The organism is Spiroplasma chrysopicola DF-1, assembly GCF_000400935.1.
Taxonomy (GTDB): domain Bacteria; phylum Bacillota_I; class Bacilli_A; order Mycoplasmatales; family Mycoplasmataceae; genus Spiroplasma; species Spiroplasma chrysopicola.
Genome location: NC_021280.1, coordinates 1 through 25,885 on the forward strand (window position 1 = coordinate 1; position 25,885 = coordinate 25,885).

At 27.9% G+C, this 25,885-nt stretch carries 18 protein-coding genes and 1 other RNA gene; all 19 read left to right on the plus strand.

From position 1 onward, the window contains the following. The first annotated feature begins 182 nt into the window (after window positions 1–182). Entirely contained in the window at window positions 183–1,535 is a 1,353-nt protein-coding gene (dnaA, locus tag SCHRY_RS00005; protein WP_016338415.1) for a chromosomal replication initiator protein DnaA, read from the plus strand. A gap of 166 nt (window positions 1,536–1,701) precedes the next feature. After that, window positions 1,702–2,820, plus strand: coding sequence for a DNA polymerase III subunit beta (gene dnaN, locus SCHRY_RS00010; protein ID WP_016338416.1), 1,119 nt, complete (start codon window positions 1,702–1,704; stop codon window positions 2,818–2,820). Between the two features lie 198 nt (window positions 2,821–3,018). Further along, window positions 3,019–4,938, plus strand: coding sequence for a DNA topoisomerase (ATP-hydrolyzing) subunit B (gene gyrB / locus SCHRY_RS00015; protein ID WP_016338417.1), 1,920 nt, complete (start codon window positions 3,019–3,021; stop codon window positions 4,936–4,938). An 18-nt stretch (window positions 4,939–4,956) separates the two neighbouring features. After that, window positions 4,957–7,416, plus strand: coding sequence for a DNA gyrase subunit A (gene gyrA, locus SCHRY_RS00020; RefSeq protein ID WP_016338418.1), 2,460 nt, complete (start codon window positions 4,957–4,959; stop codon window positions 7,414–7,416). Between the two features lie 2 nt (window positions 7,417–7,418). Next, window positions 7,419–8,693: a serine--tRNA ligase gene (serS, locus tag SCHRY_RS00025; protein ID WP_016338419.1), complete on the plus strand. Its 1,275-nt coding sequence runs from the start codon at window positions 7,419–7,421 to the stop codon at window positions 8,691–8,693. Window positions 8,694–8,871: 178 nt separating this feature from the next. After that, an RNA gene (gene ffs, locus SCHRY_RS05305) (signal recognition particle sRNA small type) lies at window positions 8,872–8,966 on the plus strand. 16 nt (window positions 8,967–8,982) lie between these two features. Beyond that, window positions 8,983–9,426 (plus strand): deaminase, encoded by a 444-nt coding sequence (locus SCHRY_RS00035; RefSeq protein WP_016338420.1) that lies wholly within the window; start codon window positions 8,983–8,985, stop codon window positions 9,424–9,426. A gap of 74 nt (window positions 9,427–9,500) precedes the next feature. Continuing rightward, window positions 9,501–11,540 carry a DNA polymerase III subunit gamma/tau gene (dnaX, locus tag SCHRY_RS00040; RefSeq protein WP_016338421.1) on the plus strand — a complete coding sequence of 680 codons (2,040 nt, stop codon included), beginning with the start codon at window positions 9,501–9,503 and terminating at the stop codon, window positions 11,538–11,540. A gap of 16 nt (window positions 11,541–11,556) precedes the next feature. Next, on the plus strand, window positions 11,557–12,138 hold the full coding sequence (recR, locus tag SCHRY_RS00045; protein WP_016338422.1) for a recombination mediator RecR: 582 nt from the start codon (window positions 11,557–11,559) through the stop codon (window positions 12,136–12,138). Between the two features lie 11 nt (window positions 12,139–12,149). After that, on the plus strand, window positions 12,150–12,794 hold the full coding sequence (tmk, locus tag SCHRY_RS00050) for a dTMP kinase (RefSeq protein ID WP_016338423.1): 645 nt from the start codon (window positions 12,150–12,152) through the stop codon (window positions 12,792–12,794). Continuing rightward, entirely contained in the window at window positions 12,787–13,626 is an 840-nt protein-coding gene (locus SCHRY_RS00055; RefSeq protein WP_016338424.1) for a DNA polymerase III subunit delta', read from the plus strand. Before tmk ends, SCHRY_RS00055 begins: the two co-directional genes overlap by 8 nt. 5 nt (window positions 13,627–13,631) lie before the next feature. Continuing rightward, a complete protein-coding gene (locus tag SCHRY_RS00060; RefSeq protein ID WP_016338425.1) occupies window positions 13,632–14,348 on the plus strand; it encodes a tRNA1(Val) (adenine(37)-N6)-methyltransferase in 717 nt (238 codons plus the stop codon). A 10-nt stretch (window positions 14,349–14,358) separates the two neighbouring features. After that, window positions 14,359–15,666 (plus strand): tRNA lysidine(34) synthetase TilS, encoded by a 1,308-nt coding sequence (gene tilS, locus SCHRY_RS00065; protein ID WP_016338426.1) that lies wholly within the window; start codon window positions 14,359–14,361, stop codon window positions 15,664–15,666. 83 nt (window positions 15,667–15,749) lie between these two features. Continuing rightward, window positions 15,750–17,819: an ATP-dependent zinc metalloprotease FtsH gene (gene ftsH, locus SCHRY_RS00070; RefSeq protein WP_016338427.1), complete on the plus strand. Its 2,070-nt coding sequence runs from the start codon at window positions 15,750–15,752 to the stop codon at window positions 17,817–17,819. Between the two features lie 113 nt (window positions 17,820–17,932). Next, entirely contained in the window at window positions 17,933–18,796 is an 864-nt protein-coding gene (locus SCHRY_RS00075; protein ID WP_016338428.1) for an Hsp33 family molecular chaperone HslO, read from the plus strand. A gap of 127 nt (window positions 18,797–18,923) precedes the next feature. Further along, window positions 18,924–19,625, plus strand: a complete 702-nt coding sequence (locus tag SCHRY_RS00080; RefSeq protein ID WP_016338429.1) for a hypothetical protein — start codon at window positions 18,924–18,926, stop codon at window positions 19,623–19,625. A gap of 32 nt (window positions 19,626–19,657) precedes the next feature. Next, the gene (locus tag SCHRY_RS00085; RefSeq protein ID WP_016338430.1) at window positions 19,658–23,809 is read left to right on the plus strand and encodes an ABC transporter permease; all 4,152 of its coding nucleotides are present in this window, start codon (window positions 19,658–19,660) and stop codon (window positions 23,807–23,809) included. A gap of 13 nt (window positions 23,810–23,822) precedes the next feature. Then, window positions 23,823–24,833, plus strand: a complete 1,011-nt coding sequence (locus tag SCHRY_RS00090; RefSeq protein WP_016338431.1) for a lipoprotein — start codon at window positions 23,823–23,825, stop codon at window positions 24,831–24,833. A gap of 88 nt (window positions 24,834–24,921) precedes the next feature. Beyond that, complete coding sequence (locus tag SCHRY_RS00095; RefSeq protein ID WP_016338432.1) at window positions 24,922–25,851, plus strand: ABC transporter ATP-binding protein; 930 nt, start codon at window positions 24,922–24,924, stop codon at window positions 25,849–25,851. The last annotated feature ends 34 nt before the right edge of the window (window positions 25,852–25,885 follow it).

Genomic DNA, 25,885 nt, shown 5'->3' on the forward strand with positions numbered 1-25,885 from the left:
AAACAAAATTTGTTAATTATGTGGAAAACTAATAAAAATTAAGTAAAATAAGGGTTTAATATTTTTTAAGAAATTAAAGTTTTGTGGAAAACCTAAATTTTTAGCAAATTAAAAATAACTTTTGCGACTTTTCCACATCTTTCTTTATAATAAGAATTAGAAAAAAATGGAGTGAAAAGGCAATGAACACAAAAGAATTGTGAACAGAAGTAAAAGAAATTTTGGCACGAGATGAATCGATCCCCCCAGAAATATATAACTACTATATTAGTGATACAAACTTATATACTGTATCAGATAATAACTGTTTAATTACAACTAAATCAGAAATTGCAATTGGTGTTTTTGAAGCAGGATTAAAAGATAAAATTACCCAAATTCTAAAATCACTAACTGGGATTGAATATCATACTTCGTTTGAATTAGAACAAAATATTAATAAAAATCCAATTGTTGCAAATAATGTTGATACTTTAAATAATGCCAAAAAAACAATTTACTATGAAAATTATACTTTTGAAAACTTTGTTAGTGGAGATTCAAACCAAGAGGCTTTACAAGCAGCTTTAGCTGTTGCCCAAGATCTGGGAAATAAATGAAATCCCTTATTTATTTATGGGGATTCAGGATTAGGAAAAACCCATTTATTATATGCAATTAAGAATAAAGTTGAAGAATTATATGATGGACAATTAAAAGTAAAATACTTACGCGCTGATGAATTTGGAAAAATTGCGATGGATATTTTAAACCAAGGTCACCAAGTAATTGAAGCCTTTAAAACATCATATGATCAATATGATTGTTTAATGATTGATGATATTCAGCTATTAGCAAAGCGGAATAAAACAAATGAGATTTTCTTCTACATCTTTAATTCATATATTGAAAAAAATAAACAAATTGTTATTACTTCTGATAAATATCCCGATGATTTAGGGGGATTTGAAGCCCGAATTATTTCACGCTTTTCCTATGGTTTAAGTATTGGCCTAGATTCACCTGATTTTGAAACAGCTTTAAAAATCTTAGAGCAAAAATTAAAACAACAACGTAACTTATCATTATTTTCAGAAGAAGCATTAGAATTTATTGCCCTAAACTTTAACAGTGATGTTAGAAAGTTAGAAGGAGCAATTAAACGTCTCTTATTCTTTGCGGTAATGAATAAAAAACCCGATGAAATTATTACTTTAAAGGATGTTGAAAAGTCTTTTAAAGATGCACCCTTGCAAAATAATGAAAAAATTACTTCTAAAAAAATTAAACAAGTAATAGCTGATAACTATAATATTACTATCAAAGCAATGATGAGTAAAACAAGGGTTAGCAATGTTATGCAAGCACGTCAATTAGCAATGTATTTTTGTCGAACTTTATTAGATGACCCTTTTACAAGAATTGGGGTAGAATTTGGTGGTAAAGATCATACAACTGTCATGAATAGTGTTAAAAAAGTTGAAAACCAAATTACAACAAATAAAGAATTTAAATATTTTGTTAATTCAATTCGTAAAAAAATTGAAGGAAAATAATCACATTTTTATCCACTAGTTTTTATTGGTGAAATAGCCTTATTAATATTTATTTTTTAAAAGTTATCCACAATTTCAACAAACTAATAATAATAATTTAAATAAATAAAATTTAATATATATTAGGATATAATGATTATATATGGTTGTAAGAGAGGTATAAGTAATGATTATTAATATTAAACGTGAAAGTATTTTAGAAGAATTATTAAAAGTAAGTCGAATTATTTCACAAAAAACATTAATTCCTTCCTTATTAGGAATTTTGATTGAAGTAAAGAAAGATAAAGTAACATTTACTACATCTGATGGTGATACTTCAATTAAATCAGAAATCTTAATTGGTAATAATTTAGTAATTAAATCAATTGGTAATATTTTAATTAAAAATAAATTCATTATTGAAGTTATTCGAAAAATTGAAGATGAATTTATTACATTAGAGGCTGTAGAAGGATCATTAATTAAAATTAAAGCTCATAATTTTGATTCAGTTTTAAATACCTTAACAGCATCAGATTATCCTCATTTAGCATTTGAAACAGAAGGAAAAGAAATTACTTTTACAAGTAATTTATTAAAAGAAATTATTTCGCAAACAAGTTTTGCAATTGGGGAAAAAGAAAAACGAATTGTTTTTAATGGTCTTAATTTAAAAACCGATTTAACAAAACAAGAATTAATTATTACAGCAACTGATTCTTTCCGATTATCATCTAAAAAAATTAAGTATCACAATTCAAACGAATTTGATGTTATTATTCCTGGGAAATTTATTAATGAAATTGGTAAATTAATTAATGATAATGATGACATTATTATGAAAATCAATGAAAAATCAGTTAGTGTTTTATTAAATAATACAATTATTCAATCAAAAATTATTGAAGGAAAATATCCTGATACAACAAAAGTTATTCCAGATAATTTTAATACTTCATTAACAGTTAATAATCGTGAACTAATTAAAATTATTGAACGGGCAAGTGTTTTATCAAATGAAGCAATGACAACAATTGTGACTTTAAAAATTGGTAATCAAAAAGTTAAAATTACTTCATTTACACAAGAAATTGGAAATACTGAAGAAGAAATTCAAGATTATAAAATTGAAGGAAGTGATCAAATTATTTCCTTTAACTCAAAATATATTTTAGATGCTTTAAAAGCTTTTAAAACAAGAGAAGTAACAATTAAAATGATTGATGAAGCAAAACCATTAATTATTGTTGCCCAAGAAGATGACACATTACAACAGTTAGTGTTACCAATTCGTTCATATTAAGTTAGTGGTTTAAAACTAAAAATTTTAAAATAGTTATTCTTAAAATAACTATTTTTTTATTTTATTAGTTTGTTTTATTGAAAATAAGGAATAAAAAAAATTAAAATAAAAAAATTAAAAATAATTTATTCTTGGCATAATTTGGTACTTAAATCGTCTAATATGGTAAAATGTCTTTAGCAAGAAATGAGGATTAAAATGAAAGAAACTTATAATTCCAATTCAATTCAAGTTTTAGAAGGATTAGAAGCTGTTCGTAAACGCCCAGGGATGTATATTGGGGCGACTAATATTCGTGGTTTACATCATTTAGTCTGAGAAATTATTGATAATTCAATTGATGAAGCATTGGCAGGTTATTGTGATAAGATTGAAATTATTATTAATGATGATGAATCAATTACAGTAAAAGACAATGGTCGAGGAATTCCAACTGGTATTCATAGTAAAACAAAAGTTTCAACATTAGAAACAGTTTTTACTGTTTTACATGCTGGGGGGAAATTTGATTCAGATACATATAAAATTTCTGGGGGTTTACATGGGGTTGGAGCTAGTGTTGTTAATGCCTTAAGTAACTATTTAAAAGTTGAAGTTAATCGTGATGGTGAAAAATATTTAATGGAGTTCTACAATGGGGGTAAAATCTTATCACCAATTCAAAAAGTAGGAACAACAAATGAACAAGGGACAACTGTAACTTTTAAACCAGATCCTGAAATTTTTAAAGAAACCACAATTTTTAATTTTTCCACAATTGAAAAACGGATTAAACAATTAGCTTTTTTAAATAAAGGTTTAAATATTTCTTTGTTAGATCATCGTGATGAGGAAAATACATTTGTTGAATATAATTTTAAAAATGGGATTAAAGATTATGTTTCAGAATTAAATAAAACAATTGGGTTACCATTAAATGATATTTTTTATGTTGAAGGAACCGAAGAAAATATTATGGTTGAATTTGGTTTACAATATAATGATAGTTATACGGAAAACTTTTTTTCCTTTTGTAATAATATCAATACTCATGAAGGGGGAACCCATGAAGAGGGAACAAAACTAGCGTTAGTTCGTGAACTTAATAACTATATTAAAAATAATAAGGGTAATAAGAATAATAATGAGGAAAAATACACGTGAGATGATATTAAAGAAGGATTAACTGTTATTATTTCTGTTCGTCATCCTGAACCACAGTATGAAGGACAAACAAAAACAAAGTTAGGAAATAGTGAAGTTAAAAAAATTGTTTCTAATATTGTTGGAAAAGGTTTAGCAAGTTTTTTATTAGAAAATCCAGAAGATAGCAAAAATATTTTTGAAAAAATTGCATTATCCCTAAAAGCCCGGATTGCTGCGCAACGAGCAAAAGAGTCAACCCGACGTAAAAATGCGATGGAGAGCTTTTCATTGCCAGGAAAATTATCGGATTGTGAAACAAAAAATGCTGAAATTGCTGAATTATATATTGTTGAGGGAAACTCAGCGGGTGGTAGTGCCAAAGCGGGACGTGATCGTAAGTTTCAAGCTATTTTACCATTAAAAGGAAAAATTTTAAATGTTGAAAAAGCTAGTCAATTAAAAGTATTTGAAAATAATGAAATTAATTCTATTATTACTGCTTTAGGAGCTGGAATTAAAGAAGAATTTAATGGGAAAAAATTACGCTATCATAAAGTAATTATTATGACTGATGCTGATGTTGATGGTTCTCATATTCGTATTTTATTGTTAACATTCTTTTATCGTTATATGAAAGATTTGATTGAAAATGGTAATGTTTATATTGCCCAACCACCGTTATATAAAATCCAAAATGGTAATAATGTTAAATATGCTTACTCTGATCTTGAATTAGGAGAGTATAAGGAAGAATTAAAAGCAAAAAAAATAAATAATTTTACAATTCAACGTTATAAAGGATTAGGAGAAATGAATCCTGAACAATTATGAGAAACAACAATGGATCCAACCAACCGAGTATTGTTAAAAGTTTCAGTTAATGATGCTTTTGATGCTAATTTAATTTGTACAGAATTAATGGGTGAAAATGTTGAACCACGCAAAAAGTTTATTAAAGAAAATGCCAAATATGTTAAAAATTTAGATATTTAAAGATAAGGAGAAAAGAAAATGAATCCAGAAGATAATAACTATGATTATGATGGAAAAATAAAAGATGTTGATATTTCTGATGAAATGAAAACAGGTTTTTTAGATTATGCTATGTCAGTTATTGTTTCACGGGCAATCCCAGATGTTCGCGATGGGTTAAAACCTGTTCATCGTCGAATTATTTATGCAATGTGAGATCTAAATATGACATATGATAAGCAACATAAAAAATCAGCGCGGATTGTTGGGGAAGTAATTGGGAAATATCACCCGCATGGAGATACAGCTGTTTATGAAGCAATGGTAAGAATGGCACAAGATTTTTCATATCGTTATCCGTTAATTGATGGTCATGGAAATTTTGGATCAATGGATGGTGATGCCCCAGCGGCGATGCGTTATACAGAAGCAAGGATGAGTAAAATTGCTGGGGAATTAATTAAAGATATTGAAAAAGAAACAGTAATTTTTGCTGATAATTATGATGGTAGTGAACAAGAACCAACTTTTTTACCAGGTTATTTTCCAAACCTATTAGTGAATGGGGCAAGTGGAATTGCTGTTGGAATGGCAACTAATATTCCGCCCCATAATTTGGGGGAAGTAATTGATGGAGTTATTGCAATTACAAAAAATAAAGAAATCACAACAGCCCAATTAACAAAAATTATTCGTGGTCCAGATTTCCCAACAGGAGCTTTAATTACAACGGGAACAAGTTTATTAAAAGCATATGAGACAGGGAATGGGGCAATTACAATTCGTTCAAAAGTAAGTATTGAAGAAAATAATAATAAGAAAAAAATTATTATCTCAGAAATTCCCTATCAAGTTAATAAGGCAAAGTTAGTTGAAAAAATTGCTGATTTAATTAAAGAAAAAACAATTGTTGGAATTGCTGATTTACGGGATGAATCAAACCGTGAAGGGGTTAGAATTGTTATTGAATTAAAACGCGATGTGCAAGAGACATTTATTTTAAATAAATTATATAAAATGACCCCATTGCAGACAAATTATTCATTAAATATTTTAGCGTTGTCCAAAAATCAACCAAAAATAATGGGGATTAAACAAATTCTTAATTATTTTATTGAGCATCAAATTAATATTATTATTAAAAGAAGCCAGTATGATTTAAAAAAATGTCAGAATCGTTTACTAATTTTAGAAGGATTAAGAATTGCCTTAGATCATATTGATGAAGTGATTAGAATTATCAAACAATCACCAACAACACAAGAAGCCAATGATGGTTTGGTTAGAGCATTTAAGTTAGCTGTTGAACAAGCTAAAGCAATTTTAGAAATGCGTTTACAACGATTAACTGGATTAGAGATTAAAAAAATTATTAGTGAAATAATAGCAATCAAAACTGAGATTCTGGAGCTAGAAAAAATTATTAATAATAGTGATTATCAAATTGAAATTATGATTAAAGAATTAGAAGAAATTAAAAATAAATATGGTGATCAACGTCGAAGTCAAATTATTCAAGAAGAATTAACAGAGATTGATCCGGAAGAATTAATTAAACAAGAAAGTATTTTAATTTTATTAACAAAAGATGGTTATATTAAGCGTGTTACAGAAGATACTTTTAAAACTCAAAATCGGGGTGGTAAAGGAATTATTGGAACAGCTAATAATGTTGATGATAGTATCAATAAGATAGTTTTAGCTAATAGTATTGATTCATTATTTTTCTTTTCTAATTCGGGAAAAGTTTATAAATTACGAGCATACCAAGTTGAAAGTTATTCACGCCAAGCTCGCGGATTACCAATTATTAATTTAATTGCAATTGATAAAAAAGAGCAAATTAAAACAATTTTAACGATTAATGAAAGTATCTCCCAAGAAAGTAATTTATTTTTTGTTACAAAAAAAGGATTAATTAAGAAAACAAAACTAGCTGAATTTAGTCAAATTCGTCAATCAGGAAAAGTGGCAATTGAATTAAAAGATGGTGATGAATTAGTTGATGTTATTGTTAGTGAAGATAATTGTGATATTATTATTGCAAATGATGATGGTAAAGTAATCCGTTTTAATGAAAAAGAAATTCGTTCAATGAGTAGACAATCAATTGGAGTAAAAGGTATTATAAATGATAAAGGGGAAACAATCAGTATTTCATCTCGATTGGCCGGCGAAGAATATATTTTATCAGTAACAGAAAATGGGTTTGCTAAAAAAACTTTAATTTCTGAATATCGCGTAACTGGTCGTGGTGGTAAAGGTGTTAAGTCTATGAACTTAACATATAAAACAGGAAAATTAAATTTTGTTAACTTTGTTAGAAATGATGCGGAAATAATTATCGCAACAAAACAAGGTAATATTATTCGACTACCATTATCACAAATTCCAACATTTGGGCGAACAACATCAGGTGTCAAACTAATTAAGTTAAATAAAGATGATAAAATTGAAGTAGTTGAATTACTAAGAATCAATGATTTAAAAGGAGAATAAGTATGTTAGATCAAAAAGTAGTGGTTACTGATATTGAAGAAGTAATCAAACGATTAAATACAAGAAATAGTAGCTTTGATAATTTACGAGAAATAGTAGCTTTAAGTGAAGAGCGAAAAAGTCTAATTAATGATTTAGAAAAGTTAAAAGAAAAACGTAATATTAACTCAAAAAAAATTGGGGAACTAATTGTGCAAAAAGATTTAACACAAGCTGAGGAATTAAAACAACTTGTTAATAATGAAAAAAAAGATATTGAAGCAATTGAAACTAAATTAGAATTAATTGAAAATAGCATTTTAAAAATTATTGAAGTTGTTCCTAATCTTCCTGATCAAAGTGTTCCGGTTGGAAAAGATGAAGAAGATAATATTGAAATTCGTCGCTGAGGAGAACCAACAAGACATTTATTTGAAACAATAGAACATGACAAAATTGCGAGTCAGTTAAATATTATTGACTTTGAACGTGGAGTTAAATTATCAGGAGCACGATTTGTTGTTTATAAAGGAATGGGGGCACGGCTAGAACGAGCGCTAATGAATTTGATGTTAGACCAGCATCACAAACGAAATTATGTTGAAATTGAACCACCAATTTTAGTACAACCACAAATTATGTATGGAACAGGAAATCTGCCAAAGTTTGCTGATGATGCTTATTATATTGAAAAAGATAATCTATATTTAGTTCCAACAGCAGAAGTACCAGTAACTAATTTATATCGAGAAGAAATTTTAAAAGAAGAACAATTACCAATTTATCATTGTGCTTATACACCATGTTTTCGCCAAGAAGCTGGATCAGCTGGAAAAGATACAAAAGGAATTATTCGGTTACATCAATTTAAAAAAGTTGAATTAGTTAAATTTGTTAAACAAGAAGAATCATTCAATGAGTTAGAAAAAATGGTTCTTGATGTTGAAAATATTCTACAGTTATTAAAAATCCCATATCGAGTAATTGTCTTATGTACAGGGGACATGGGATTTTCATCAGCAAAAACATATGATATTGAATTATGAATGCCTGGTCAAAATAAATATCGCGAAGTTTCATCATGTTCAAATTGTACTGATTTCCAAGCTCGTAGAATGAAATTACGTTATCGTGATAAAGATGAAAAAATTAAATATGTTCACACATTAAATGGTTCAGGATTAGCTATTGATCGAGTAATTGCAGCAATTTTGGAAAATTTTCAAAATGAAGATGGGACTGTTAATATTCCCGAAATTTTGCAACCTTATATGCAGGGTGAAAAAGAAATTAAGTAAGAGCGTTTATTAAGCTTTTTTTATTTAATGTTTCACGTGAAACAAAAGTAAATTCAAGCAGAAATATTTGGGAAAGTGCTATTAAAAAAAGTTACTAAAAAATGTTTCACGTGAAACAAAAAAAAGAAGTGTTTTTTAACATTAAAAAGTTTGCTTTTTTAGATATTATTGATATAATAATTAATGCCATTACAATAGTTACATTTGAAACTGGTCAGGACCGGAAGGTAGCAGCCATAAGACTAAGGACTATGTGTATTGGCATTTTTTATAGCAAAAGGTGGATAAAATGAATAATAAAGAAGAGATTTTTCAAAAACTTTATAGTTTAGTAAAAAAAGCCGCAAAGAAAGATTCAGTCCCAATCGCAGCGATTATTAGCAACAAAAAGGGCGAAATTATTGGTATTGGACAAAATAAAACTAATAAAAATATTGTTACATCCCATGCAGAGATTTATGCGATTAATCAAGCTTGTAAAAAAATAAAAGCTTCAAAATTGCAAGATTGTACAATTTGGATAACAGTTGAACCGTGTATGATGTGCTTGGGGGCGATTGTAAACGCAGGGATAAAAAAAATTAATTATTATTTAGAAAATGAAAAATTTGGCTTTGTAAAATCTAACCACACCTTTGACTTATCGAAAATGGCAATACATAAAATTAATGATAATAAAGAAAAAAATGATTTAAAAAATATTATGCAAGGTTTTTTTCTTAAACTAAGATAACAATTTAGGTTTAAAAATAGTAAAATAAGACTAGATTTAATTAGCTTAATTAATTACTATTTGGGGGGAATAAAATGAATTACATATCATTATATCGAAAATATCGTCCTAATGGCTTTGATCGTGTAATAGGACAAACAGAAATTAAGGTTGCATTACAAAACGCAATTAGTAATAATTCGTTTTCACATGCCTATTTATTTTCCGGACCACGGGGAACAGGAAAAACATCAATTGCAAAAATTTTTGCCAAAAGTATTAATTGTGAAAATTTGGTAAGTGGAGTTGCTTGTAATAATTGTATTAACTGTCTTGAAATGAATCAAGGTTTTGCTGTTGATGTTTTAGAAATTGATGCCGCTTCAAATAACGGGGTTGATGAAATTAGAGAAATTCGGAATAACGTTCAGTTATCACCAACAAAAGCAAAATATAAAGTTTATATTATTGATGAAATTCATATGCTAACTAATTCCGCTTTTAATGCGTTATTAAAAACATTAGAAGAGCCACCAAAACATGTTATTTTTATTTTAGCAACAACAGAAAGTCATAAAATTCCAGCAACAATTATTTCCCGTTGTCAGCAGTATAATTTTCGAAAAATATCAAAAAGCGAATTAGAACAAAATTTAATTAATATTTTAAACCATGAGCAAATTAAATTTGAAGAATTAGCAATTAAAGAAATTGCTTTATTATCAGATGGTAGTGCCAGGGACTCATTGAGTATTTTAGAACAAGTTGTAATGTTTTCAAATCGCAATGTTACATTAGAGGCAGTTAATACTATTTTTGCAACAGTTTCAAAACAAAATAAATTAGCGATTTTAAAAAATATTTTTGAAAATAATGCTAATGAAGTTTTAGAAACTAGTAAGAAACTTTATTTTGCTGGAACAGATTTTGAACTATTAGCAATTTCCTTGCTAGATATTTTAAAAGAAATTTTTGAGTTTAAACAAACAAATAATCTTAATTTTTTAACAATCTTATCAAAAACCGAAGCTGAAATTTTTGCGAATAAACTAACTTCTAAAGAGCTAGTAAGTTTAATTGATCTGTTAACAGATAATTTAAATAAAATGAAATTAGCAAAATCGCAAGAGTTATATTTTGAATTAATCTTACTAAAAGCTTTATCATTTTTTGAAGATAATAAGAAAGATTTAACAGATTTAGTACTTTCAAATGGAATTAAAGATTTTAAAATGGTGCAACCAGAAATTAAAGAACAAAATATTTATCCAGAAAGTAATAAAAATATAAAAATATATTCTAAAAATAATATTAAACATAACCAAGAACCAGTTGATAATAATCTTTTTACAGCAGAACAGCAACAAGCAGAAATCAAAGACAATGTTGAAATTGAACAAGAGGATATTCCAATGGAAGGATTATTTGAAAATAGTTTTATAGCTCCTGCTGATCCTGACCAGTTTTTTACTAATGAAGAAAATGTTGAAACAGGAATCCCAGCTAGTGAAAAAGTAATAATTAAAAATGAAGAATTGAATGAAACAAATAGTGGATTTGAAAATAATATTGCTGGGATAACAAATCTTGATAAGTACCGTGATGATATTAAGAAACGAATTAATATTTATAATTTCACTGATATTAATTATTCGGTTAATCAAATTTTAAATATTTTAGTAGCTGCCAATAAAGAAAACCGCGAAAAATTTGAAACTTTTTTTAATGAATTAATTAAAACAAAAGATAAAAAAATTAACTTTGAGAAATTAATTAGTTTCTATGGTGTTAAATATACTGCGGCATCTGACCAAGGACTAATTATTGTTACAAGCACAAAACCAGAAGCAAATTGAATTAGTCATGAAATGAGTGACTGAGAATTTAGAAATAAATTATTTGAATACTTTGATTCTGATTTTGTTATTATTGCTTTAAGCGAAAATGAATGATCAAACATTAAAGGTGATTATTTAAAATTACGACAAGTAAATAAATTACCAACAGTAACACTAGTTGATGTTGAAGAGTTTTATCAAAACTTATTAATTAAGCAAATTGATGACTATGAAAGTCACAAAGAAGCAATTGAAACAGGAAAACAAATTTTTGATAATATTAAAATTATCGATTAAAATTTAGGGTGAAAAAATGAACTATGAAGAATTAATTCAAAAATTAAAGAATTATTTAGGAATTGGTAAAAAGAATGCGGAAAAAGTTTTTAATAAGTTAGTTGTTAATCAAAAACAAAATTTTGAATTACAAAATATTTTGCAAGAAATAGCAACAAATTATTATCAATGCCCAATTTGTTTTTCGTTAGCTGAGAAAGGCAATTGCTTATTTTGTCATAATCCTAATCGCGATCAAAGTAAACTATGTATTGTGACAAATCTTTCTGATATTTTAACTTTTGAAAAAGCAAAAATCTTTAATGGTGTATACCATGTTTTAAATTATGAAATTAATATTAAAAATGGTATTACACCAGAGAAAATAACTTTTTCTGCTCTAGAAAAAAGAATGAATGATAAAATAATTAAAGAAGTCATTATTGCAGTAAGCGCGACTTTTGAGGGAGAAATAACTGCCCAGTATTTGAAAAAAATCTTAGGGTACAATGATGTTAAAATTTCACGTTTAGCACGAGGAATCCCAATTGGAGGTTCATTAGACTATGTTGATGAGATTACATTAAAGCAAGCTTTAGAAGGACGAAAAGAAATTTAAGGAGTGGAAATATGCTATTTATAACTTTAGAAGGAATTGATGGGTCAGGAAAAACAACAATTGCCAAATTATTACGTGAAAAATTACGATCAGAAGGCTATAATGTTGTGTTAACTCGTGAACCAGGGGGAGATGAGATTGCTGAACAAATTCGTGAAATTATTTTAAGTAAGAAAAATGAAAAAATGGATCCATGAACAGAAGCCCTATTATATATTGCGGCTCGCTGTCAACATGTTTCTCAAGATATTTTACCAGCGTTAAAAGAAGGGGCAATTGTTATTTGCGACCGATTTATGGATTCAACTTCAGCTTATCAAGGTTATGCAAGAGGATTAGGAATTAGAACATTAGATGAAATTCAATCAATGGTATTAGGAACAACAAAACCAGATTTAACACTTTTCTTTGATATTGAACCAAAAGTCGCATTGAATCGAATGCAAGAACGTTCAGAGGATGAAATGAATCGCTTAGATTTAGAAAAAAGTACATTTCATGAAAAAGTATATGAAGGGTATCAAGTTTTAATCAGTGAGCATTCAGAACGAATTAAAGTGATTGATGCTGATAAATCAATTAACGAAGTGTTAGAACAAGTATATTATTATGTCTATAATGCAATTGATAAAATTAAGGCGCAAAAAAATGGATAGCTTGTTTACCGACCAAGATTTTAAAAAAATTGCTTTTTTAAAAGAACAAGTTAAAAATAATTCTTTTCCTAATCAGCTGTTAATTATTAATAATGATAGTGATAAATTAAATCAGTTTGCCAATTTGCTGGCACGCTTTTTAGTATGTCAAAATAATCTTGAGCTTAATTGTTCATGTAATAATTGTCAAAGAATTAATAATAATACTTTCTATGATTTGAAAGTTTGTGGTGATTATCTAAGCGCAATTAAAAAAGAAGAAATTCAAGAAATTATTGCTAGTTTTCAATATTCTGCTTTAGAAGCAAATGGGAAAAAGATTTATCTTATTCGCGGAGCCGAATTAATGACCCCTGAAGCTGCTAATTCTCTGCTAAAGTTTTTAGAAGAACCATCAGAAACAACGTATGCAATTTTATTAACAAAAAATAAAAATAAAGTGTTGGATACAATTAAATCGCGTTGTTTAAATTTACTATTGAATAATGTTATTGTAAATCAAGTAATTGAAGATTTTAAAAAAGAATTTGTTATTAACTTTTTTAGTAGTTTAGAAAACAATAAAGAAAATATTTTTATTTTAATTAGGGAATTATTTGGATATAGTAATCTTGATAATCAAGAAATTCTCTTTTTGATTGGTAATGTTATTAAAAATAGCGCATGGCAAGAATATAATATTGGTAGTCAAAAATTGATTACAACGCTAGAAACTAAAAAAAATAAATTAATTGAAATTTGTTTTGCGATGGGTAATTTATTAACTGATAACTTAAATAAAGAATTAGTGTTAGAAAAAGCGATGATTGATTTTTATAATGAGGTGGTTTAATGAAGATGTTAAATGATTTATTAAATTATGAAAACTTAAAAATATATCAGCGTAAAGACATGTTTAATTTTTCAATTGACACAGTTTTGTTGGCTCGTTTCGCAACAATTAATAATAAGGTCAAAAATATTTTAGATATTGGGACAAATAATGCTGCGATCCCCCTAATCTTATCAACCCAAACATTAGCTCATATTACTGGGGTAGAAATTCAAAAGGATGCGATAATGTTGGCACAAGAAAATGTAATTTTAAATAATAGAGCAGAACAAATTGCAATTGTTCATGCTGATATTAAAGAATATATTAAAGCTGGTACAGATAATAAATTTGATTTAATTATTTGTAACCCCCCATTTTTTAAAGTTGGCGATTATAAGTTAAATGAAAAAAGCACGTTATTAATTCCTGCTCGCCATGAAACACATTTAACATTGTCAGATTTAATTGCTAGTTTACCAAAAATTATTAAAAATAAAGGGTATTTTGCGATGGTTCATCGTGTTAATCGCTTAGCCGAAATTTTTACTTTACTAACTAAGCACAGTTTTGCTGTTAAACGTTTACAATTTATTTATCCCTTTCATAACAGTGAGGCTGCTAATGTTTTAATTGAAGCCACTTTTCAAGGGGCACCAGGGTTAAAAGTTGAAGAACCAATTATTGTTCATGATCAAAATGGGGAATATAGTTTACAGGTTCAAAAATGATTTTCAAAATAGGAGAAATAAGATGATGCGTTATGATCTGTTAAAACCTGATAGAAAATATATTATTGCTGTCTCAGGAGGACCAGATAGTATTTTTCTGTTAGATAATATCTACAATAATAGTGATCTAAATATCAATAATTTCATTGTTTGTTTTGTTAATTATCAAAAGCGCGAAGATAGCTATTATGATCAACAAATTGTTGAACAGTATTGTCAGACACGAAAAATTAAACTGCTTGTTAAAACTGTAACACCAGCAGATTATTTACAGTATCAAAAATTATCGCATAATTTTCAAGCAATTGCTCGTTATTTACGCTATGATTTTTTCCTTGAAGTAGCAAAACAATATGATTGCTTAGCTGTTTTAATTGCGCATAATTTAACTGATAATATTGAAACATTCTTATTACAAAAACAGCGCAATGGGATGGTTGAATATTATGGATTAAGTGTGGAAAGTACTTATTTTTCAAAAGTATTACAAGACCAATTAACAATTAAAAGAATTATGTTAGATGTTTCGCGCCAGTTTATTTTAGAATACTTGAGTAATAATAAAATAAATTATGCTATTGATTCAACTAATATTTTACCGATTTATCATCGTAATATTATTCGCCAAGAAATTCAAGATTTAAATATAATGGATTTATTGACCGAAATGCAAACCTATAATACTATAAATGATCAATTAAAAGATTTAACAACAAGCTATTTTTTAGCGAACAAGGGCACTATTAATATTAAGACATGACAAGCAATTAGCGACCCCAACTTAAAACAAATGATTTTATTTAATTATTTTAAAAAATTAGGATTAGCATCCTTAATTACGAATAAAAAGCGAAAGTTTTTAATTGAATTAAGAGAAGAATTAGAAAGTAAAAAACCAAATATTATAGTAGCCATTAATAAAGAATATTATTTTGTAAAGAGTTATCAAGTAGTAAAAGTTATTAAGCAAACAGAATTAGAAGTTGTTTCAACTGTAATTAATAATAATGCAACAAAAGCGTTCTGAAAAAATTATCAAATTGATAAGGGAACCTGTCAAAAGTATAGTTTTAAAATTAACCCTAATCAATACCCATTATTAATAACTAATGATATCGAAAAATTACGAACAATTATTATCAAAAATAAAAAATTAAACCGCTGATTTATTGATGAAAAAATTGATCTTTTTAGCCGCTATGACTATTATGTTTTAGATCAAAAAAATAATTTAATTTATGCTAACCCAAAAGTTTGGCAAAAAGTAAAAGAATTTATTAATAATAGTGATTTAGAAAAAGACAAAAAAATATATTTTATGATAAAATAAAAAAGAAGTTTAGTAGCCGTTATTTTAAGTGTTTTAAAATAGCGTGTTTAATTTACCAATAAATGGTAGTGGAAGGGGAATATATGAATAAAAAGAGAATGTGGTTTTCAATTATTAGTACAATAATTTTTATTGGATTACTTGTATTAATGCTTGTTCTTTGGTCAAAATCAGATAAAACTCGCATTAGTGAAAGCGAATTAGCAGCAGTTGTAACTGGGACTAAAGAGGGAGACAATGACAGAGTCATTAAATATAATGACAAAGAAGTTAAAAAAATGTCAGTAGTGGCCAAAACTGGAAGAAATAGTGTCCAAATTGATGGTGAAATGATTTTAGAGGGAAACCAACGAGTTAAATATACTTCAGAATGAAGTTTAACTGGTTTTAACAGTTTTACTTACTATACTGATGACTCAGGCCAACCATTAAACCGTTGAGTTGTTAACCTAGGTAATAGATTAGAAGGGGGCTTTAATTCAATTGACCGTGATTTTGTGCCGTTCTGACAACAAGCATTAGTTCAAACCCTACCATGAGTATTAATAATTGGAGTAACAATTTGATTTATGATGAAAATGACGAAAATGTCAGGGGGAATGGCTGGTGGAAGTCCATTTTCAATGGGGAAAAATAAAGCTCGTCAAATTCAATCAACTGTAAGATTCTCAGATGTTGCTGGAATTAACGAAGAAAAAGAAGAACTTGTTGAAATTGTTGATTACTTAAAAAATCCACAAAAATATTCAGCAATGGGAGCACGTGCACCTAAAGGAGTTCTAATGGAAGGGCCTCCAGGAACAGGGAAAACATTATTAGCAAAAGCTGTTGCCGGAGAAGCTGGTGTACCTTTCTTTTCAATTTCTGGTTCAGAATTTGAAGAAATGTTTGTTGGGGTTGGAGCCTCAAGAATTCGTGAGATGTTTAGTGCGGCGAAAAAATCAGCACCTTGTATTATCTTTATTGATGAAATTGATGCTGTTGGACGTAAAAGAACAGTTTCACTAGGAAGTGGGGCAAATGAACAAACCCTAAACCAGTTACTAGTTGAAATGGATGGATTTGGAACAAATACCGGAGTTATTGTGATGGCAGCAACTAACCGAGTAGATGTTTTAGACCCAGCGTTATTACGACCAGGACGTTTTGACCGTCAAATTCAAATCTCATTACCTGATATTAATGAACGTGAAGCTATTTTAAAATTACATGCCCGAAATAAAGCAATCTCAGTGGAAATTGATTTCCGTCGAATTGCCCAAAGAACACCAGGGTTTTCAGGAGCACAATTAGAAAATGTTTTAAATGAAGCGGCAATTCTTTGTGTTCGAAAAGGTCTTAAAATTATTTCAGTTGAAATTATTGATGAAGCAATTGATCGAGTAGTTGGAGGACCAGCAAAAGAATCACGTAAATATTCAGTAATGGATAAACAAATTGTTTCTTACCATGAAGCTGGTCATGCCTTAATTGGTGTTAAATTAGAAGCAGCAAGTATGGTGCAAAAAGTAACAATTATTCCACGGGGACAAGCTGGGGGATATACAATTATGACACCAAAAGAAGAAACAATGTTCCATAGTAAAGAAAACCTATATGCAACAATTACTGGTTATTTAGGAGGACGTGCAGCAGAAGAATTAATGTTTGGAAAAACAAAAATTACAACTGGAGCACATGATGACTTAGAAAAAGCAACAAACATTGCTCGTCATATGGTAACTGAATATGGGATGAGTCCATTAGGTTTAGTACAATTTGAATCACCAAAAGATGAATATAATGGTGGTGTTAAACGTTATTCAGAAGATATTGCAGCTAAAATTGATAGTGAAGTTCGCAAAATCTTAGATGATTGTTATGTAACAGCCAAAGCAATTATTTCAGAAAACAAAGAATTATTAGATTTAATTGCTGAAAGTTTACGCGTCTTAGAAACAATTACTGCTGAACAAATTGAGTATATTAATAATAATCATCAATTGCCAAAAGAAGTATTAGAAGAAAAACAACGTAATGAACGCAATCGTGAAAAAGAAGCAAATGGGGAAATTTTAGAGATTAAACCCAAAGAACGTAAAAAAGCTGATGATTCAAAAAAGGCAGATAAAAAAGATGGTGAAAAAGAAACACCAAAAGATAAAAAGGAATAATTAATTCCTTTTTATTTTTAATTAACTCCTTTTAAAGGGGTTTTTTTGTTTTTTTCTGTGATTAGGTAAAATCTATAATATAATTGAAGAGGTAAGAAAGTGAGAAGTTTAAAATGGACAGAATTGTTAAAGGTCTAAGTAATGACCATAATATAAAAATTACCATTACTGATGCAACAAATTTGTTAAATGAAATTATTAAATTACATGAAACAAATCCGTTAGCAACAATTGCCTTAGCGCGAACAACAATGGCAACAATTTTAATTGGTAGTGACATGAAAGAAGAAAGCGATAAAATTACTTCGATTCTAAACGGAAAGGGTCCAATTGGGACAATTATGGCTGAATATACTGGGCATAAAGTTAGAGCTTTTTGTGCTAATCCCCAATTTAGTTTAGAAGATATTGATCGTGACCATGATGTAATTTCCCAAGTAGTTGGAACAAAGGGTTATTTACAAGTTATTAAAGATTTGGGGATGAAAGAACCATTTACAGGAAAAATTAAATTAATTTCAGGAGAAATTAATTTAGATTTTACCTATTACTTAGTGCAAAGTGAACAAATTAAATCATTAATTGCTTGCTCAGTTAAATTAAATAAAGATAACACAATTGAAAAAGCAGTTGGTTTATATGCTCAATTATTGCCTGAACACCAAGAAGAAGATATTGACTATTTAGAAGGAAAAGTTGAAAATTTAGGAAGTATTACCGAAAAACTAATTGAATCTGATGATTTAAAAAACATTTTTCATTTAATTGATCCAGAATGTAAAATTTATGAACCAGAAGAAATTAAGTTTAGTTGTAGTTGTTCATTTGAAAAAGCTTTAGAATCAGTCAAATTATTAGGAGAAGAACAAATTAATGAGGTGCTAGAAAATAATAGCGAAGTTGAGATTGTTTGTGATTTTTGTCGAACAAAATACTTAATTAGTAGTGATGATATTAAAAAACTAATGGTATCATAATCTTAAAAATTTTATTAATTATTAAAAAAACAATAAATTACTATTGTTTTTTTATTGCCATTTTTTGTACTTTTCTTTTTTAATGTTATAATAAAAGGACAAACTGTAAAAAATAGGAGTGAATTTAGTGAAAATAAATTTTAAAAAATTTAATATTAGTTTTACTACTACTTTTGTTGTTTTCTTTTTTTGTTATGTCAGTTTTAATTACTTAGCTTTAATAATGCCAAGTACAGCTTTTCAAATTTTTTCATTTATTTTTAAATTCTTGTATTTAATTATTACTGATATTGTTTTATTATTTTTCCTATTTTTTTGATCAGATATTTTAAGAAAATTTAAAAAGCATACAAATAAAAAATATTTATTTGAAATTATTAGAACAAATTGACTAATTATTATGATTGGATTTTTTAATCTAGTAATTTTTGTCCAAATTAATTTTATTATTAATTTAAATGCTGTAGTTAAAACAATGCTATTATTTGTTCATTTTGAAGAATATTTGGGCTTGTTAATAATTTATTATGTTTTTTACCTAATATTAACATTAATTTTTATTACAAATTTAATTATTGTTAAAGCATATAATAAATTTTTAAACGCTTTATTTTTCATAGCCAATGATAATTTTGTTACTGCGGTAAAATTAATTTTTGAAACAGATGAAACTTTAAAAATTACTGAAGTTGAAATTAAATGATATCAACTATTTGGTAATAAAAGAATTAATTTTATTAAGCAATCAATATTGATTGATAAGTTGCGTCAAAGTGAAAAAATAGTTCAATTTAAAAAGGAGACTTGCCCACCATTACTTATTAATTAGTAATAGTTTTTAATATCAAGGAGGGAAAAAAGATGCGCGGATTTAAGCTTTTATTTAAAAATAATTTTAGGAATACAACAAAAAATAAAATTCAGTTTTTTGGTTTAATTGTTTTGGTCTTTTTAACAAGTTTAATTTTTACAATTGTTGAAGTTTCAAAACAACGGGTTGATCTAGTTTATAATAATTTTATTTCAGAAAAAATGAGTAACCAACATGATTTTATTGTTGATTTTTCTGAGACATCATACATTCAAGGGGAAAATGATCCATTTTTAGAAATTACTGATTTAGAAAAACGCCAAAATGCAATTGTTGATTACTTGGCGAAAAGTGAAGAGATTAAGAAAATGGGGTTAGATTTTAAATATAATCGAGTTGAAGCTCGAACATTTAATTTAAAAGATAACAAAGTTATTAAAGCAGTAACATTAAATCCACAACAAGCAGTTGATAAATTTGTTGTGGCAAATGGAATGCCATTAGATGTATATGCCAAATATTTGGAATCAATTCGGGGAGAAACAAATCACTGAACATATTTGACACCCCAATTTGCTAAAAATAATAATATTAAAATTAATGACATTATTCGTTTGCAAGCAGATATTTATGGAACAACAATTAAAGTTGCCGATAGTGAAATAACACCAGTTGATTTATCAGAATTTGCTGGGAAAGATATTAATGATTGATTACCAAATAGTAATTATTCATCAACAACATGATTTCGTGTTGTTGGGTTTGGCCAATCAGCTGATTTCATTACTCCAATTATTGATTCAACTCATCCTTTTCCAAATATGAAAGATGAAGGGATTGCTTATGTTAATCCAAAATTATTTGGACTAACAAAAGAAAAAATTGATGTTGATGGTAAAACATATGACGTTGATAAATTTGACTTAACAAACCAAGTTTTAGCGGCTGAAAGTAATTTTGACCGGGAAATCTATTACGCAGGAAAATTTAATGCTAATGTTTCAATGGCGGATAGAGAAAATTTATCAAGAAAACTAAATAAGTATTTAAATACGCAAGCAAGTCAAGAAATTGCTCTTAAATCGCATTATGAAAAAACATTATTATCAGATGAACCAGTTTTAACTTTTAAAACTGATACAACATATAAATTTGCTAATCGAACAGTTTACTTTACAACTGCCTTAAATGGCTTTATTACAGGTTCATATATTTTAATTGCCTTGATTTTAATTATTTCATTCTTTGTTTTAATTTTAGTTTTACGTCGCCAAATTGAAACAACAGGACCACAAAACGGTTTATTAAGAGCGTTAGGATATCGTCGACGATATATTATTTGAAGTTATTTATCATATCCATTAATGATTGCCCTAGCGGGAGGAGCCTTGGGTTATTTACTTGGAATTTCAGCGCAATTCTTTGTTAAATTGATTTTTGGCTCATACTTTAACTTACCATATACTGGTTTTGCTTTTGCCCCATGAGCATTAGTAACCTCAGTTGTTATTATTTTTACAATGTTATTATTAGTAACAATCATTAGTGCAACATTAATGGTGGTCAAAAAAACACCATTAGAATTAATTAAGAAAGAAGATTCTTTCTCAGCAGGAAGAATCAAACGAGCAGTTAAGAAAATGTTTTCATTCCGTAATACTTTTGATAGTAGATTCCAAGCTGTGCAATTATCAAATTCTCTTGGAAAAATGGCGGGAGTTTCTTTAACAATGATTATTAGTACCGCAATGATTACTGGTTCATTAATGATTCCAATTATGTTAACAAATAATATTGATTATTCGTATGCTGGAAATAACTACAATACGTTAGTTGAATACAATAGCCCAGTTTATAATTTACCAACAACTTTTATGAAAACATATGATCCAAGTCAGCAACCATGACGAACAGCAGATAGTGCTTTAGAAAAAACAAACATGACAAAAAATGGTGATCAGTATTTAATTGATTTTGAAAATGGGACAATAAACTCGGAAAACTATGCACCAACATATGATGCTAGTGAAATGCGTTCATTGACATATCGTAATATTTCAAAAGAATTCTTAAAAAGTAATAAGTTAAGTGTTTTAGGAACAGATAATGAAACAATTTCTAATGCAATTTGTCGTAGTACATGAAAAGATTATGGTGACTATGGACTTCAATCTTTAAGTAAAAAAACAATTTTAAACTTTTTAGAATCACCAACACAAGCGTTAAAATATGTTCGTGAATTAGAACAGTACCGTTTATTCTATTGAAAATATCGTAATACAGTTGCCTTAGATATTCAACGTGAACCATATTTTGAAGATAATCGAATTTCGTTAGATAGTAGTAATTCAATTTTGAACAATAACATTTTTACAAAAGATGATTTTGCCCGCGAATTCAATCAAAATATTAGTGTTATTAATTTACAAGATAATCATTTACGACCAGCTGATGAAAGACCATTGTCGGAATCATTTTTAATTCCGTTACAGTCAGGGAATGCTGATAACTTTATTAATGAAGTTAAAAAACCAATGTTCTATTTATTTGACTGAATTTACTCATATTTTGTAAATAATGTTAACCAATGTTTTACGCAAGGAGTTTATACAAAAGCCCCCCAAACAATTCAAGCCAAAATTAAAACAGCTTTTAATGATCCAACTAAAAACTTTAATTTAAGTTTTGGAGTTGTTCCTTTCAACCCATTAACAGATGATAGAGGAACAATGTTAGAAGCAACAACAAATAATACTAAATTTAAAATTTATGGAATTGATGAAAGCTTTAAAAACCAAAACTTAATTAATAGTAATAATAAGGGTAATTTAAATGACTTATTATTTAATAGTGGTAATGATGGAATCGTGATTAACCAAACACTATCACGAACACTGGGATTAAAAGCAGGTGATACAATTGATTTTGCTGTTATTGCAAAATTATTAACAAAAAATGATGATAAAGGATACCAAGTAGATAAAATTTTAAATAGTTGAGATGCTAGTGCTGTTACTGGAAATTATGATGATGGTAGTGGTAAAGCTGCTGGAACAATTGGGAAGATGTTATTTAATGAAGAAAACAAATATAAAAATAGTTATATTGGTGATGGACAAGAAAATGATGAAGTATTAAAAAGTACTTTAGATTTAAATGATCCAACTTCAACAACTCCAACAGTTTTAAATCAAAAAGTAGTTAGCGGTGATTTATTACTAAAAAGTAACACGATTAATCAAAGTTTTAAAGTTGTCGGAGTAACAAATCAATATGGAGCAGCTAAAGCTTGAATTAACAATACAAGAGCGGAAGAATTATTAGGATTTGACCAAACAAGAAATTATTTGTTACGTTTATTTATGAATGAATGATCTAATTCAATTTTAAATTCAGCAGTATTTAATTTAAGTGGTTCATATAAAACAGCTTTAGAAAAATTAAAAGAATTTATTGATAGTAATAGCAATCAAATAACACCAGTTAGTGAATTATGAAACAAGTTTGTTTCAACATTTGACAATGCTGATTTAGCAGTTGATTGAATTAAAGTATTTAATAATGAATATCCAATTTTCAATTATAAAACATCAAACAGTAAAACTGTTGATGATGTTGAGTATGGTTTATCAACTATTCAATCATTTGGTGACTATAGTTTTTATGGGTTAAATGGTGGTTCTCGTCAACAAAGTGGCAATGATGATGTTATTACTTATCCTTCATATGCCAATAATGCATTTGATAATTTATTACCAATCGCTGAAGCCAAAAAAATCTTAGCTGATATTATTCTGGCTGTTAATAGTATATTAATCTTCATTATAGTTATTTCATTTATTTTAAGTTTTATGATTATTATTCTAACAAGTAATATTATTATTGCTGAGAATCGAACAATTATTGCAACAATGAAAGTCTTAGGATATAAAAATAGTTATATTACTAAGTTAGTAATTGGAATGTATATTCCAGTCATTATTATAATGACAATTGCTGGGTTTGGTTTTGGATGATTAGGATTAGTAATTGGTAATAGTATTTTAACAAGTATAGGGTTAGCGTTACCATTAATTCTGAACTTTTGAATTCCCCTTGTTGCAATTGGTAGTGGTTTAGGATTGTACTTATTAGCTTACTTAATTAGTTGATTTAGTATGAATAAAATTAAACCATTAATTGCAATTATGGAAGATAATTAGGAGGGCTAAAGAAATGAAAAAAATTTTAACAATACTAGGAGCAGTTAGTTTGACAACGATGTCAGTAACATCAACGGTCGCTTGCCAAAGTAATGGGGGGAATTGAGATGATATCCCCTTAAAACCACCATTAGTTCCATTTGAGGTTAAGGGCTTTGCCGGATTAGATTTTTCGCATGTAAATGCCCAAAATAAAGAACAAACGTTATGAAATTTAATCTTTAAAGAAATAAAAGGAATTTTTGACAGATCACAATGAAATTTTGATGATTTACAACAAGAAGTAATTCGTAATGATGTTGATATTACTAACACTAAAATTGATTTTTATCGGAATGGAACATATAGTGTTAAATTATTTGTTGATGAAGATAATGTTATTACAATTGCTAAACAAGTAACAACTTCAAACCATATTGCTGATAAAATACGAACAACTGATTTAAAAAATATCCATGATACACGCCCAAAAACAATCTTGATTGCAACAATTTTTAAAAACACAGACATTATTATGGAACTTGACAAGTTTGGGGAGTTCTTCTTAGGGGAACAAACCCCTGAAGGATGAAATCGCCAAATTTATGAAGATGATGATGTTGTTAAAGGTAAAATTTTAATTAATAAAACAAACCAGACAATAACAATTGATACACAAAAAAGTGAATGAAATGAAGATGTTGACAAACCTGAAAAACAATACTATGGGACAGTCATATTAACATATGATTTGAAACCAATTAACGAACCGTCTGAACCGAATATTTTAAAAACAGAACAGGATGATTTAGGTGACGTCCCAAAACCAACAATGCTACAAGTATTTATGAAATTTATTACAAAAAATTTACCATTAATTAATAATTTAGAATATTTATCAGAATTTTTAAATGATGTTTATTTAATAATTACGCCAACAGAGGATGAAAAAAAATATAAAGCTGAATTTACTGCTTTTAAAGAGTCACGTAAAAAGTCACGTTTTTTTCTGGGAAGCGTTGTAGTAACCTTTAAAAGTAATTAAAAAGAAAAGACAACATTTTTAATAAAATTTTGTTATGATATTATTGTTAAGTAAAAAAGATGAATATAGGTAATAGGAGGATGAAAAAATGAACGAAAAGGAAAAAATAGAACAAGAAGTTGGAAAAAAAGTTAAAGTAAAGCAAACGCCAGTTAAAAAAGAAAAAAAAGAAAAAATTGATTATACAGTTGTTAAGGAATTTAAAAAGAATTTAAAAGAGCAAAAACAACAAACCAAGCAATACTCAAAAAAAATATTAAAAGGAGAGATTGTTTCGACAACAGGAGCAACCCCAAATACCGATAAATATGTAATTGAATTAGTTAATGTTAAAAAAGCTTATATTACAGGGGAAGTTGAAACACCAGTTTTAAAAGGAATTGATTTAAGTTTAGAAAAAGGAGACTTTATTGTTATTTTAGGGCCTTCAGGGTCAGGGAAGACAACATTGTTGAATGTTATTTCAGGATTAGATAAAGTTAATAGTGGTGATGTTTTTGTCTTAGGCTACAATTTATCCTTGTTAAAAGATGTTGATTTAACAAAATTCCGAAGAGATCATGTTGGGTTTATTTTCCAACAATATAATCTTTTAACTAATTTAACAGCAAAAGAAAATGCCGAAGTTGGGGAAAACTTAAGTAAATCAAAAGAAAAAGATTTAACAATTCAGGACATTTTTAAAACAATTGGAATGGAAGAACAAATGAATAAATATCCTCACCAAATGTCAGGGGGTCAACAACAACGGGTTTCAATTGCTCGTGCCTTAGCTAAAAACCCAGATATTTTATTCGGTGATGAACCAACAGGGGCCCTAGATGAAGAGATGGGTCGTAAAGTGTTGGAAATTTTAGTAGATGTTAATAAAAAATATAAAACAACTGTTATAATTGTTACTCATAATCCAAATATTGCTGATATTGCTAATACTGTTATTCATGTTAGAAATGGTTTAATTGATCAAATTAAAAGAAATGATAAACCAAAAAGACCAAGCGATATTGATTGATCATAAAAGCGCTTTGTTATAAAGCGTTTTTCTTTCTAAA